We start from the raw sequence: 12,465 nt of genomic DNA, 5'->3' as shown, positions 1-12,465 counted from the left end.
TCCGGGTCTCTTCCCCGCCTATGAGCTTGCGCACAGGCAATCGTCGAGGGGGGTGGTTAGCATGGCTGGGTTGACGAAACCAACCGACAAACCGACCGACAGGAGCCTTTACGACCATGGGACGTGGTTCCTCGGGGCTTCATACGGCGCCTCCGGCACCCCGCAGTGCCGTGCGGCAACGCTTCGACCGGCTGGTGCGTGAGGTCGCCAAGTTCGGTGCGGTGGGTGGTGCGGGACTCCTGGTCAACCTGCTCGTGTTCAACCTGGTACGGCATGTGACCGACCTGCAGGTGGTGCGCGCGAGCGTCATCGCGACGGTGGTCGCGATCATCTTCAACTACCTCGGCTTCCGGTACTTCACCTACCGGGATCGCGACAAGGGCCGCCGTACGAAGGAACTGGCCCTGTTCCTGCTGTTCAGCGCGGTCGGCCTGGTGATCGAGAACGGCGTCCTGTACGCGGCGACGTACGGCTTCGGCTGGGACAGCCCGCTGCAGAGCAACATCTTCAAGTTCCTCGGCATCGGCATCGCGACGCTGTTCCGCTTCTGGTCCTACCGGACGTGGGTGTTCCGCGCGCTTCCCCCGGAGGGGGCGGCGGCCGGTGGGGAATCGTTCCTGGAGACGCCTCGGCGGGGTGCGCGGGGCGCGGACAAGCCGGAGAAACCGCGGGTGCGGGTGGGCTGACGCCGACGCGTCACCGCCTTCCAACGCCGGACGGGCTGGAATACCTGGACGGCACCGAGCTGCCCTCTCGCTCGTGCTCAGCACCCACCCAGCCGCGTCACGCCGTCACCTGACCGTCGGCCCCGATTCCTGCCCCTGCTTCGTCGAGGGCGGCGTGCGGGAGAGGAACAGGGCCAGTACCGGGGGCTTGGTCTGGAGCATCTCCAGGCGGCCGCCGTCCGCCTCGGCCAGGTCGCGGGCCACCGCGAGGCCGATGCCGGTGGAGTTGCGGCCGCTGATCGCGCGCTCGAAGATGCGGGCGCCGAGGTCCGCCGGGATTCCGGGGCCCTCGTCCGTGACCTCGATGACCGCCTGGTTGCCGGTGACGCGGGTGCGCAGCGCCACCGTGCCGCCGCCGTGCATGAGGGAGTTCTCGATCAGGGCTGCCAGGACCTGCGCCACCGCGCCCGGCGTGCCGACGGCCTCCAGGTGCCGCTTGCCCGAGCTGACGATCGCCCGGCCCGCGCTGCGGTAGGCGGGGCGCCACTCCGCCAGCTGCTGCTGGATGACCTCGTCGAGGTCGAAGGTGACGGCCGAGCCGGTGCGGGGGTCGCGCGAGTTGGTGAGGAGGCGTTCGACGACGTCCGTGAGGCGCTCCACCTGCGCCAGGGCGATCGTGGCCTCCTCCTTCACCGTGTCGGGATCGTCGGTGAGGGTGATCTCCTCCAGGCGCATGGACAGGGCCGTGAGCGGGGTGCGGAGCTGGTGGGAGGCGTCCGCGGCGAGGCGGCGTTCCGCCGTCAGCATGCGCCCGATGCGCTCGGCGGAGGCGTCGAGGACGTCCGCCACGCGGTCCAGCTCATGGACGCCGTACCGCTTGTGCCGGGGCCTCGGGTCGCCGGAGCCGAGACGTTCCGCCGTCTCCGCGAGGTCGGTGAGCGGCGAGGCCAGCCGGTTCGCCTGGCGCACCGCCAGCAGGACGGCCGCGATCACCGCCAGCAGGGCGACCGCCCCGATGATCAGCAACGTACGGCCGACCTCGCGCGTCACCGACGAGCGCGGCTCCTGCACGGTGACCGTCTCGCCCTCCTCGCCCGTCTCGCTGGCGCTGATGACGTCACCGGTCGGCCGCTCGCCCACCTCGATCAGGGGCTTGCCCGGGATGCGGATCCGGGCGTACCGATCCCCCTGGATCTGGTCCGCCAGCACCGCCGCGTTCACGGTCTCGTCGCCGAGCAGCCGGCTGTCCACGATGCTGACCAGCCGCACCGCCTCGGTGTCCACCCGCTCCTGGGCGGTGCTGGTGATGGTCCGTGTCTCGACGATGACGAGTGACACGCCGAAGACGGCGATCACCACGAGAACCACGGCGAGGGTGGACTGGATCAGTCGGCGGCGCATGTCCTCTTACTTACCTGTGTGCCCTGCCGGTGCGGCAGTGGCTCAGCTCTTCTCGAAGCGGAAGCCCACGCCCCGCACGGTCGCGATGTAGCGGGGGTTCGCCGCGTCGTCGCCGAGCTTCTTGCGCAGCCAGGAGATGTGCATGTCGAGCGTCTTGGTCGAGGACCACCAGGTGGTGTCCCAGACCTCCCGCATCAGCTGGTCCCGGGTGACGACGCGTCCCGCGTCGCGCACCAGCACCCGCAGCAGGTCGAACTCCTTGGCGGTGAGCTGGAGTTCCTCCTCGCCCATCCACGCGCGGTGCGACTCGACGTCGATGCGCACCCCGTGCGTGGCGGGCGGCTGCTGCGGCTCGGCGGCGCCGCGCCGGAGCAGGGCCCGGACCCGCGCGAGCAGTTCGGCGAGCCGGAACGGCTTGGTGACGTAGTCGTCGGCACCCGCGTCCAGGCCCACGACGGTGTCCACCTCGTCGGCACGCGCGGTGAGGATCAGGATCGGCACGGCGTGGGCGTCGGCGCGCAGCCGGCGGGCCACCTCCAGGCCGTCCATGCCGGGCAGGCCGAGGTCCAGCACGACCAGGTCGATCCCGCCCTGCAGTCCTGCGTCGAGCGCGGTGGGGCCGTCCTCCCGCACCTCGACCTCGTACCCTTCCCGGCGCAGTGCGCGGGCCAGCGGCTCCGAAATGGACGCGTCGTCCTCGGCGAGCAGTACACGGGTCATGAGCTGATGGTAGTCCGCCCATGACAAGAGCCGGGGTGTGATCGGACGCCTTGGTTCTTACCCGGCTCGGGTGAATCTCTTACCTTCGGCCGCAGTGGTACAGACCATGTCTGCGAAGTGCGATCCTGGGAAGGACCTTCGAAAGGGCGACTGCGGTTCCCTCGACACCTGTGATCCGTATCTCAAGTCCTTCCATTTCAGGCGGTGTCCTGACGTATGGTGACTCTACGCCTGTAGCACTGCGGGGACCTTCGGCGCATTTGACGCTGAGGGTCTCTTTTGTGTGCGCACCGAAAAAGGAATGACCTGTGGGCCGGGCCCCCGAAGGCGGGGGTGTGGATCCCGGCGGTCGCCGCCCCCCGCTTCGCGACCCGGAGCGGGACTCCCCCCGGGCGTGGGGCCGGCGGCCGTCCCGCCGGTGCCGGCCGCCCCCACCGGGCGCGTGACCGTATCTACGTCGCCGCGCGTCCCGACCAGCAAGGATCGACCATGGCGTCCAGCCTGACGAAGGACTCGGCCACCCCCGAGCGCACCTTCTTCGGCCACCCCCGCGGTATGGCCACGCTCTTCATGACGGAGATGTGGGAGCGCTTTTCCTGGTACGGAATGCGCGGCATTCTCGTCCTTTACTTGATCGCGGGCGTCCTCGACGGCCCGCTGGCGGGCCGGGAGGCCCTGGCCGCCTCGATCTACGGCGTCTACAACGCGGTTGTGTACATGGCCGCCATGCCCGGTGGCTGGGTCGCGGACCGCCTCTGGGGTGCCCGCAAGGCCGTGCTGGTCGGCGGCATCGTCATCGCCCTCGGCCACTTCACGCTGGCCATCCCCGCGGACATCGCCTTCTTCTGCGGTCTCGGCCTGATCGCGATCGGCACCGGTCTGCTGAAGCCGAACATCTCCGCGATGGTCGGTGGCCTCTACGAGGGCCAGCCCAGCGCCCGCCGTGACGCCGGCTTCACGCTCTTCTACATGGCGATCAACATCGGCGGCATGGCCGCCCCGCTGGTCGTCGGCTACCTCGGCGAGAACGTCAACTGGCACCTCGGCTTCGGTGTCGCCGGTGTCGGTATGACCCTCGCCGTCATCCAGTACGTCCTCGGCGGCCGCCACCTGGGCGACATCGGCAAGGAGCCCGGCACCCCGGCCTCCCCCCAGGAGAAGCGCTCCGCCCTGCGCAAGGTCGCGCTGTGGAGCGGCATCGCCCTCGGCGCCCTGGTCCTGGACATCGCGCTGGGCACGTACGACATAGAGCACATCGTCAACGTGCTCGCAGTCCTCGGCATCGTGGTCCCGATCGTCTACTTCGTGACGATGTACCGGAACCCGGCCCTGCGCAGCGAGGACAAGCCGAAGATCCAGGCCTTCGCCTGGTTCTTCGCCACCGCCGTGCTGTTCTGGATGATCTACGACCAGTCCGGTTCGCTTCTGACGATCTTCGCGGACGGCAAGACCGACCGCACGATCGGCGGCTGGGAGTTCCCGGCGTCCTGGTACCAGTCGGTGAACCCGGCCATGGTCATCGTGCTCGCCCCGATCTTCGCCGCGCTCTGGGTCAAGCTGGCCAAGCGCAACCGTGAGCCCAGCACACCCATGAAGTTCGCCCTGGCGATGCTCCTCATCGGCGGCTCGTTCGGCATCATGGGCCTGGCCGGTGCCGCCGCCGCGAACAGCGACACGGGCAAGGTCACCGTCTTCTGGCTGCTGAGCGTCTACCTGGTGCAGACCCTCGGCGAGATGTGCCTGTCGCCGGTGGGCCTGTCCCTGTCGACGAAGCTGGCCCCGAAGCAGTTCGTGGGGCAGATCATGGGTCTGTGGTTCCTGGCCACCGCGACGGGCAACGCCCTCAACGGCTGGACCACCAAGCTCAACGCGCCGCTGGGCGACGCGGTCTACTACACGATGTGGGCCATCATCGCCGTCGCCGCCGGTCTGACCTTCATGATGGCCGGCCGCAAGATCCGCGCACTGATGGGCGACGTGAGGTAGCGCCTGCGGCTGGGCTGAGCGGATGGAGGCCGTTGCACCGAGGGTGGTGCGGCGGCCTCCGGCTTTTGCGGGTCGGCTCAGTTCGGTATTTCGTCGCGTCGCACGGCTGCGACGAAGGAGGCCCAGGCGGCCGCGGGGAGTATCAGGGCGGGGCCGTGGGGGTTCTTGGAGTCGCGGACGGGGACGAGGGGGGTGGCGAGGTTGTCGGCGACTTCGACGCACTCGCCGCCGTCCGGATTGCTGTAGCTGCTCTTACGCCACGTCACGCCGGTCAGGTCGATGGATCGCACGGTGCTTCCTCCAGCATCTGCCCGATGAACTTCAGCGACTCGGCCGGTGACAGCGCCAGGTCGCGCATCGATCCGTACGCACGTTGCAAGCGCTCAACCTCCATGCTTTCCTCGATCAGTTGGCCCTGGTACGCGGTCTCTGTGTAGGCGACGCTCCGCCCATCGGGCAACCGCAGGAACATCACGGCGGTCCCAACCAAGCCGTGCAGCCCGGCGCTCAGAGGCAACACCTGCAGCGTGACATGCGGGCGCTCGGCTACCTCCGCAAGTTGTTCAAGCTGCTCCCGCCAGGCTCGGGCATCCCGCAATGGCGTGCGCAGCACGGCCTCGGACAGGATGGTCCGGAACGCCGGTGCGTCCTCGCCCGCCAGCAACGCTCGGCGGCCGACCCGCGCTTCCACCTGCTGGGCCAGCTCGTCGCCCTTGGTGCCACCCGCCGCAAGCACCTCCCGCGCATACCCGTCCGACTGAAGCAAGCCCGGCGGGATGCTCACGGCGAAGTGCCACAGGCTCACCGCCTCGGCCTCCAACAACATGTACCTGCGGTACTGCTCCTTGAACTGCGCCGGGTCCGCGACCGCCAGCTCCCACAACGCCAACAGCAACCCCGGCGTCCCGTAGTACTCGTCCAGCGCCTGCGCCACCTCAGGGCTCCCCAGCGACTGTCCCCGCTCCAGCTTCCCGAGCGTCGACCAGTCCCAGCCCAACTCGTCCGCGAGCTGCCGCAGACTCAGCCCGCGCCGCTCGCGCAGCTCCCGTACCTCCTCCGCGAACCGCCGTCGCGGCTCCTGGCTGCGGCTCGTCACCGTCCGTCGCTGCGGCACCCGTTCCTCCCCGTACGCCGCCAGTGGAATTTGTGGAATTTGGCGTGCCGAGCGTGGAACCACCGCCGCTCACCCGCCTTTTCGCCTTCCGGACACGGGGCACGGCATGCTCGTACTGCACCTGAACACGCACCGTAATCGAACGGATGCGTACAGCTCAGGCGTTCCCCGGAAGCGACCTCAAGGAGTGAGCCATGACGACCGCGACCCTCCCGCGACTCCCCCACCGCACCCGCTCGCAGCGCCCGCACGCCGCCTGGACGCCGCCGGGCGGCTGGGCGCGGCCGACGCCCGCCGTCCTGCGCGCGATGGAGGCGGCGCTCGCGCGGTGGTCCGCATGACCACGCCCGCCATGTGGGCGGCGACACCACCGCCACCACCCTCCTGTGACGTGTGCGGGGCACTACTGGCCCAGCGGGACGCGGCAAGAGCGGCGGATCGGACCGTCGAAGCCGAGGACTGCGACCGGGAGTTGCGGGACCACTGGAGCCTCGGACGGGAGTGTGCGCCGTGACCGAGCCCTCGTCCCCGCCGCCCTTCGCCTACGACACGAGCCGCTCACCCGTCCCCGTGGACGGCTGCCGGTCGTGCCGGGAACTCGCGGCACGGCGGGCCGCGGCGCGGACCGCGTTCGACTACAGCGCGGTGGCCGACGCGAACGTGATGATGCGGTCGCACCTACGGTTGGACCACTGATCGGCCGACCCGGCCGCCGGTCCACTGACCGGCGACCTGCGCGCCGACCTGTGCGGACAGCAGGCGCAGCGCGTCGGCCGAGGCGGCGTCGCCGGGTGTGTAGACCTCCAGCCGGTGATCGGGGCTCTCGGGCTGGAGCCACACCTGGTACTCGATGCCGACGTCGCCGACGGTCGGGTGCCGAAGGCGCATCGTGCCCACGGTGCAGTCAGCGACGTCACCCTCGGCCCACAGCCTGGCGAAGTCCCGGCTGCGCATGGCGAGTTCGCCGATCAGTTCGGCCAGCCGGGCGTCGGTGGGGTGCCGGCCGGCGGTGAGCCGCAGGTAGGCCACGTGGATGCGGGCGAGCTCGGCCCAGTTGCGGTGCAGGTCACGGGAGAGGGGGTCGAGGAAGAACATCCGCGGGATGGACGGCCGGCGCAGGAGATCGTGGGGCGCGTCGAAGTCGACGTGCTCCGCGACAAGGCCGTGTCCGGTGCGGTTCCAGGCCAGCACGTCACCGCGGCGCCCGAGGACCACGGCCGGAGTGCTGTCCGCGAGGGACGCCAGGAGCGCGAGCACCCGTTGGTGCGGCTTCTCCGGGGCGGGGCGGACCAGGCGTGAACTCGTTGCCTGGCCCGCGAGGTTGTGCAAGTGGGCGGTTTCGGCGGGGTCGAGCCGCAGCACGCGCGCGAGCGCGTCGAGGACCTGCCGGGAGGCGGTGCCGGCCTGGCCCTGCTCCAGCCTTGTGTAGTAGCCGGCGCTCACCCCGGCGAGCTGGGCGAGTTCCTCGCGGCGCAGGCCCGGTACCCGGCGGGCAGTGCCGTAGGTGCGCAGTCCGATGTCGGCGGGCGTGACCCGGTCACGGCGGGACTTGAGATAGGCCCCGAGGCTCTCCAGCTCCATGACATCGAGCGTAGGTGCCGCGGGCCGCGGCCGGGTGCCCCTGCGAGGTGTACCCATACCGCGGGGATGGTTGCCGGGCGGACGGCACCACACCGTCGTATGCATGAACGCACAAGTGAACGCGCAAGTGGCAGCAGACGAGGGGTCCCACTCCGCCGGGCTGCGGGCGTGGCTCGGACTGCTGGTGGTGCTCGGCCCGGTCCTGCTGGTGGCGATGGACAGCTCGGTGCTGTTCCTGGCGACGGCCAAGATCTCCGAGGCGCTGTCGCCGACGGCCGACCAGGCGTTGTGGATCCTGGACGCCTACGGGTTCGCCGTCGGCTCCCTGCTCATCGCCTTCGGGAACATCGGCGACCGGTACGGGCGGCTGAAGCTGCTGATGACCGGGACGGCGCTGTTCGGAGCGGCGTCGGCGGGAGCGGCGTTCGCCCCGGGGCCGGAACTGCTGATCGCCTTCCGGGCGTTGATGGGTGTGGCCGGTGCGACGCTGCTGCCGTCCGCGCTGGCGGTCCTCAGCGAGCTGTTCCCCGACCCGCGCCGCAGGGCGACAGCGATCGGGATCTTCGCGGCCACCTTCGCCGCGGGCTTCGCGATCGGCCCAGTCGTCGGCGGACTCCTGCTGAGCGGCTTCTGGTGGGGGTCGGTCTTCCTGATCAACCTCCCCGTGGTCGTGCTCTTCCTGGTCCTGGCCCCGGTCCTGCTGCGCGAGGTGCGAGCGACGCGGACCGGCCGCGTCGACGTCCTGAGCGTCGCGCTCTCCGCAGCGGGCATCCTGCTGACGGTGTACGCGGTCAAGGACGCCGCCGCGGCGGGGCTGACCGCGACGCCCATGGCCACCGGGACCGTCGGCGTCGCCACGCTGGCCTGGTTCGTTCGGCGGCAACTCCGCCTCGACCACCCGCTGATCGACTTCCGCCTCTTCCGCGACCGGGTGTTCACGATCGCGGCCGTCACCGGCCTGCTGCCGCTGGCCGCATGGTCGGCCACGGCCTACCTCGGCGGCATCTACCTCCAGTCCGTCCTCGGGCTGAGCGTCCTCGACGCGGCCTACGTCGCGCTCCCCGCCGCCGCCGTACTCACCGTCACGTGCGTCGTCACACCGGCGCTGGTCGCCCGGATCGGCACCCGGGCAGCGCTCGTCACCTGTCACCTCCTCATCGCCGCGGGTCTGCTCCTGCTGACGGCCACGGGCGTCTCCGACGGTGTCGTCTGGTACGTGGCCTCCACCGCCCTCGCCGGAATCGGCTACGGCATCGCCTTCAGCCTCGTCGCCGACACGGCCGTAGCGGCGGTCCCAGCAGAACGCGCCGGGGCCGCCGCAGCCATCGCCGAGACCGGTAACGAGATCGGCAACGCCCTGGGCATCGCGCTCCTGGGCTCACTCGCCGCCCTCGTCTTCCGCCTCCAGGGCCCCGGCGCGGCGGGCACCCTCCCGGAGACCTTGCAGGTACCCGGCCTGACGGCAGCGACCGTGCACGACGCCAAGTCGGCCTTCGTGACAGGCCTGCACATAGCCGCCGTCATCGCGGGCGCCCTCCATGCCGCGCTCGGCGCTTTCGCCCTGCGTCATCTGGCTCCGCGGAACTGATCAGCCGCGGTTCGGCAGTGCCGCCAAGGGGGGCGGCCGACGCCCCTTGCGCGGCACTACCGGCGGAGCGCTACCGCATTCGCCGTCCGGGCATGAACGTGAACACCGCCCCGCCCAGCAGCAGGGCCGTCCCCGCCACCAGCCCCAGCGCCTTCAGGGACCCCTGGTCCTCCGCGCCGGTCGCCGCCAGGCCGCCGTCCGTCGACGAGCCGCCCGCGGAGCCTCCCGCCGAACCACCCGTCGAGCCGCCGCCGGACGCGCCGCTCGCCTGCTCGCTCGTGTCCAGCGTCAGCGACACCTCCGACTTGGCCGGAGTACAGGTCGTCGTCGTGCCGAGGGCCTCGATCGTCAGGACTCCCGGGGAGAGGGTCGACTCACCGCTCGCGCCCGGCTTGTAGGTGCCCGTGAGGTCGGGGATCTCGATCGGGTCGCCCGACTTGATGGCCTCGGAGTTGGTGGGCCCCTCGACGTGGACCGTGCCCTTGTCGGCGCCGCCCAGGGCGACCTCCATCGACGGCTTGACCGAATCCTTGGGGATGTCGGCGGGGCTGTCCATCACCGACTTCTTGAACTGCACCGTCAGATCGAAACTCCCGCCGTTCTTCTTGGCGTTGATCTGGACCGGCGAGGTCGCCTCCTTGTCGCCGATGGGCGTCTTGCACTTGTACGGGACCTGGACCTCCTTGCCCGTGAAGTCGGTCTGGCCGCCGTCGCCGCCCCCGGTGCTCGTACCGCCCGTGTCCCCGCCCGTCTCGCTCTCACTCGGCGCCGGGTCCGAAGGGCTCGACGACCCCGTCGGCAGACCGGTCGGCACACTCGTCGGCAGCGTCGGGACGACCGTCGGCAGGCCTCCCGTCGTACCGCCCGAAGTCCCGCCCCCGTCCGTCACCTTGATCGTCGCGGCCTTCTGCACCGTCTCCTTCGGCGCGCACTTGGTGTCCGTGGAGATGGGCTTGTTGACGTTGATGTTGTAGGCGCCCGGCGTCAGGGTCACCTCGCCAGGTGCCGTCAGCTTCAGCTTGCCCTTCATGTCGGACAGCTTCATGTCGCCGCCCTTGGGGATCGCCGGGTTCTCCCGGGGCCCCTGCATGGCGACGTCCGCGGTCTGCGCACCGGCCGCCTTCAGCGTTCCCGACGGCTGGACCGTGTTCGCCTGCAGGTCGAGGATGTCGGGATTCTTGGAGGCGGCCTGGACGAACTTCCAGACGATCTCCACCTCGTCGCCGACCTTCGCCTCCGCGGGCGCGGTGATCTCCACCTTCGTGGTGCCCTGGACCGGCGGCAGCCCGGAGATGGCGGGCGGGATGCACTCGGTCGCGTACGCCACCTCGGCGGCCTGGGCGGGCGCGGCGGACACGCCGAGCAGGATGCCCGCGCCGCCGAGCATCAGCGCGACGCCCGCCGCGCCGCCTCTTCCCGGGCGTGCCGGTGTGACTCTCCTTCGCTTGCTCACGGGGGTCCCTTCCTGGTCGGAGTCGACGGAGTCGTGGGGCCCGTCGAACTCGTCGGGCTGTCGTCGTGCGGTGCGGAGAGCCGACCGGCCGTGCCCGGATCGCTGTCCGGGGTGAACCACGGCAGGGCCGAGGAGGAGGAAGAGGGCAGGGCGTGCCTGGCCTCTTCGCGGGGCTTCAACCCCGGTAGGCGCAGGGCCGGTTCGGGCAGCCGGAAGCTGCGGCGGCGGGCGGTCCGCCGCGGCCGTACCCGGTCCACGACCGCCAACCCGACGCGGAACACCGCCGCCGGTACGACCAGACAGACCAGGATCCAGAACAGCGTCACGCCCCAGGGCCGGCCCACGCCCCAGGGCTGTTCGGCCATCACCTTGCCGCCGTACTTCAGGGAGACCGTGTAGTCGCCGTGCGCGCCGGCGGCGAGTTCCACCGGCAGCTCGATCCGCGCCTTGCTGCCCGGCTGGATCGTGCCGCGCCACTGCTGTTCCTGCCACTGCGGTGCGAACACGCCGTGGGAGGTGCCGACCTGGAAGACCGGGTTCCTGACGGGTGAGGTGCCGACGTTGCCGACCGTGAACACCAGCGTCCGCGCCGGTGGTGCGCCGAACCAGGTGAGCAGGCCGCTCGAACCGTCCAGCCGGGTGTCCGTGAGGACCGACAGGCGTCCCCCGGCCGGCTCCGCGGGCAGCGGCTCGACCGCGTGCCCGGCCACCTGGAAGATCGCGTCGGCCTCGGCCTTCGCCCCGGTCACCGTCGCCACGTGCACCACACAGGGGCACGGCACGGGCGGCTCGGCCACCGGAAGTCTCCGGCTGAAGCGTCCGTCCGCGTCGGTCGTCACGGCCCTGCCTTCCGCATTGGCGCAGGAGTTGGTGCCGCCGCTCACGCCGGTCGACGGCACGGACCGGCCGCAGATCAGGATCATCAGCAGGGTGCGGGCCCGCCAGCCGCTGCCGGTCACGGTGATCGCACCGCCCGTCCCCGCCTGGGACTTGGACAGCTTGACGGTGGGCGGGTCGTCCGCGGCCGACACGTTCACGGCCGACGCCGGCGACAGCAGCGCCAGCACGGCCAGCAACACCGCGATCCGCACCCTGGCGTTCACGTCCCCGCTCCCGTCAGCTCGGCTTGCCTGTAGGGCTGTTCCGCTTCAGCGGACTCGCCGTCGTCGGGCTTACGGCGCCCTCGACGCCGTACGACGAACAGGGCGCCCGCCGCCCCCACGAACCCCCCGGCCCCGGCCAACGCACCCCACGGCACGAACCGCGCCGACGCCCTGGCCGTGTCGCTCGCCCCGCCGGCCGCCGTCACCGTCAGTTGCACGTCGACCGCGTCGAGCGCGGGCCGGTCGGGCCACGGCTCGGTGAGCTTCGTACGGCTGCCCGGGGGCAGGTCGACGGAGAGGAGGCGTGGGGCGCGGTCGAGGAGGCGGCCGAGGACACCGTCGGCGCGGATCGCGAGGCTCGGGGCGAGGGCGGTCGTACCGCGGTTGACCAGCTCGTATGTGATGCCGTCGGCGTGCACCCGGACGTGTTCCACCGTCAGCGCGGACAGCTCCGGGCCTGTCACGCGCAGGCGGAGCGGGACGGTCCGCTCGCGGCCGTCGGCGTCGCGGGCGACGATCTCTCCGGAGCGGTCGCCGGGCGCCGTGCCCGGCGGGACGGTCACCGTGAAGGGGACCTCGGCGCGGGTGCGGGCCGGGATCCGTACCGCGCCTTCGGCGAAGGCGATCGGGACGCCGGTGCCCTGCAGCCGTACGGTGACCGGCTCGCCGCCCCGGTTCGTCACGGACACCGTGTCCTGCGGGACCGTCCCGGGCGCGCCCTCGGCGTAGAAGGACGGCCGCCCGCCGCCGGAGGGCGCGACGGTCCAGGCCTCGGCGGCGGTCGCCACGGGAGCGGCCGCCAGGAGGAACAGCAGGGACAGGCACAGGACACGGACGACTGACGACATCGGCGG

Annotated in this window: 13 protein-coding genes; 5 read left to right on the top strand and 8 right to left on the bottom strand. The window is 71.2% G+C overall.

Annotation, left to right across the window (positions count from 1 at the left end):
- Positions 1-116 precede the first annotated feature (116 nt).
- Positions 117-686, top strand: coding sequence for a GtrA family protein (locus tag ACWGDB_RS30175; protein ID WP_453825320.1), 570 nt, complete (start codon positions 117-119; stop codon positions 684-686).
- A gap of 105 nt (positions 687-791) precedes the next feature.
- Here ACWGDB_RS30175 and ACWGDB_RS30170 read toward each other — a convergent pair whose 3' ends face one another.
- Complete coding sequence (locus ACWGDB_RS30170; RefSeq protein ID WP_453825319.1) at positions 792-2,066, bottom strand: ATP-binding protein; 1,275 nt, start codon at positions 2,064-2,066, stop codon at positions 792-794.
- 42 nt (positions 2,067-2,108) lie between these two features.
- Positions 2,109-2,786, bottom strand: a complete 678-nt coding sequence (locus ACWGDB_RS30165; RefSeq protein ID WP_453825318.1) for a response regulator transcription factor — start codon at positions 2,784-2,786, stop codon at positions 2,109-2,111.
- 489 nt (positions 2,787-3,275) lie between these two features.
- Between ACWGDB_RS30165 and ACWGDB_RS30160 the strand changes: the two genes are divergently transcribed.
- Positions 3,276-4,772 carry a peptide MFS transporter gene (locus tag ACWGDB_RS30160; RefSeq protein WP_453825317.1) on the top strand — a complete coding sequence of 499 codons (1,497 nt, stop codon included), beginning with the start codon at positions 3,276-3,278 and terminating at the stop codon, positions 4,770-4,772.
- A gap of 77 nt (positions 4,773-4,849) precedes the next feature.
- Here ACWGDB_RS30160 and ACWGDB_RS30155 read toward each other — a convergent pair whose 3' ends face one another.
- Positions 4,850-5,062 (bottom strand): DUF397 domain-containing protein, encoded by a 213-nt coding sequence (locus ACWGDB_RS30155; RefSeq protein ID WP_453825316.1) that lies wholly within the window; start codon positions 5,060-5,062, stop codon positions 4,850-4,852.
- The gene (locus ACWGDB_RS30150; RefSeq protein ID WP_453825315.1) at positions 5,044-5,886 is read right to left on the bottom strand and encodes a helix-turn-helix domain-containing protein; all 843 of its coding nucleotides are present in this window, start codon (positions 5,884-5,886) and stop codon (positions 5,044-5,046) included. The genes ACWGDB_RS30155 and ACWGDB_RS30150 overlap by 19 nt, the downstream gene beginning before the upstream one ends.
- 194 nt (positions 5,887-6,080) lie before the next feature.
- On the opposite strand from ACWGDB_RS30150, the gene ACWGDB_RS30145 reads away from it, so the two are divergent.
- Both ACWGDB_RS30145 and ACWGDB_RS30140 read left to right on the top strand, forming a co-directional pair.
- Entirely contained in the window at positions 6,081-6,227 is a 147-nt protein-coding gene (locus ACWGDB_RS30145) for a hypothetical protein (RefSeq protein WP_453825314.1), read from the top strand.
- Between the two features lie 169 nt (positions 6,228-6,396).
- The gene (locus ACWGDB_RS30140) at positions 6,397-6,582 is read left to right on the top strand and encodes a hypothetical protein (RefSeq protein ID WP_453825313.1); all 186 of its coding nucleotides are present in this window, start codon (positions 6,397-6,399) and stop codon (positions 6,580-6,582) included.
- Here the strand turns inward: ACWGDB_RS30140 and ACWGDB_RS30135 are convergent.
- On the bottom strand, positions 6,565-7,467 hold the full coding sequence (locus ACWGDB_RS30135) for a helix-turn-helix transcriptional regulator (RefSeq protein WP_453825312.1): 903 nt from the start codon (positions 7,465-7,467) through the stop codon (positions 6,565-6,567). The two genes, ACWGDB_RS30140 and ACWGDB_RS30135, sit on opposite strands and share 18 nt — an antisense overlap.
- Before the next feature lie 103 nt (positions 7,468-7,570).
- Between ACWGDB_RS30135 and ACWGDB_RS30130 the strand changes: the two genes are divergently transcribed.
- Positions 7,571-9,055 carry an MFS transporter gene (locus ACWGDB_RS30130; RefSeq protein ID WP_453825311.1) on the top strand — a complete coding sequence of 495 codons (1,485 nt, stop codon included), beginning with the start codon at positions 7,571-7,573 and terminating at the stop codon, positions 9,053-9,055.
- A gap of 70 nt (positions 9,056-9,125) precedes the next feature.
- Here the strand turns inward: ACWGDB_RS30130 and ACWGDB_RS30125 are convergent, their stop codons facing one another.
- The 3 genes from ACWGDB_RS30125 to ACWGDB_RS30115 all read right to left on the bottom strand — a co-directional run bounded on the left by ACWGDB_RS30125 (position 9,126) and on the right by ACWGDB_RS30115 (position 12,459).
- Positions 9,126-10,442, bottom strand: a complete 1,317-nt coding sequence (locus ACWGDB_RS30125; protein WP_453825341.1) for a hypothetical protein — start codon at positions 10,440-10,442, stop codon at positions 9,126-9,128.
- 62 nt (positions 10,443-10,504) lie between these two features.
- Positions 10,505-11,611 carry a hypothetical protein gene (locus tag ACWGDB_RS30120; protein WP_453825310.1) on the bottom strand — a complete coding sequence of 369 codons (1,107 nt, stop codon included), beginning with the start codon at positions 11,609-11,611 and terminating at the stop codon, positions 10,505-10,507.
- Positions 11,608-12,459 carry a COG1470 family protein gene (locus tag ACWGDB_RS30115; protein WP_453825309.1) on the bottom strand — a complete coding sequence of 284 codons (852 nt, stop codon included), beginning with the start codon at positions 12,457-12,459 and terminating at the stop codon, positions 11,608-11,610. The genes ACWGDB_RS30120 and ACWGDB_RS30115 overlap by 4 nt, the downstream gene beginning before the upstream one ends.
- Positions 12,460-12,465: the final 6 nt, after the last annotated feature.

The sequence above is a fragment of the Streptomyces sp. NPDC055013 genome (assembly GCF_053608645.1).
The sequence above is the reverse complement of the archived record's forward strand: the minus strand, read 5'-3'. Positions and strand labels throughout refer to the sequence as shown.

Coding starts and splice junctions, on each gene's coding strand:
- ACWGDB_RS30135 (WP_453825312.1), bottom strand. CDS start 7,467: ATGGAGCTGGAGAGCCTCGGGGCCTATCTCAAGTCCCGCCGTGACCGG.
- ACWGDB_RS30145 (WP_453825314.1), top strand. CDS start 6,081: ATGACGACCGCGACCCTCCCGCGACTCCCCCACCGCACCCGCTCGCAG.
- ACWGDB_RS30115 (WP_453825309.1), bottom strand. CDS start 12,459: ATGTCGTCAGTCGTCCGTGTCCTGTGCCTGTCCCTGCTGTTCCTCCTG.
- ACWGDB_RS30125 (WP_453825341.1), bottom strand. CDS start 10,442: ATGCTCGGCGGCGCGGGCATCCTGCTCGGCGTGTCCGCCGCGCCCGCC.
- ACWGDB_RS30170 (WP_453825319.1), bottom strand. CDS start 2,066: ATGCGCCGCCGACTGATCCAGTCCACCCTCGCCGTGGTTCTCGTGGTG.
- ACWGDB_RS30160 (WP_453825317.1), top strand. CDS start 3,276: ATGGCGTCCAGCCTGACGAAGGACTCGGCCACCCCCGAGCGCACCTTC.
- ACWGDB_RS30130 (WP_453825311.1), top strand. CDS start 7,571: ATGAACGCACAAGTGAACGCGCAAGTGGCAGCAGACGAGGGGTCCCAC.
- ACWGDB_RS30175 (WP_453825320.1), top strand. CDS start 117: ATGGGACGTGGTTCCTCGGGGCTTCATACGGCGCCTCCGGCACCCCGC.
- ACWGDB_RS30165 (WP_453825318.1), bottom strand. CDS start 2,786: ATGACCCGTGTACTGCTCGCCGAGGACGACGCGTCCATTTCGGAGCCG.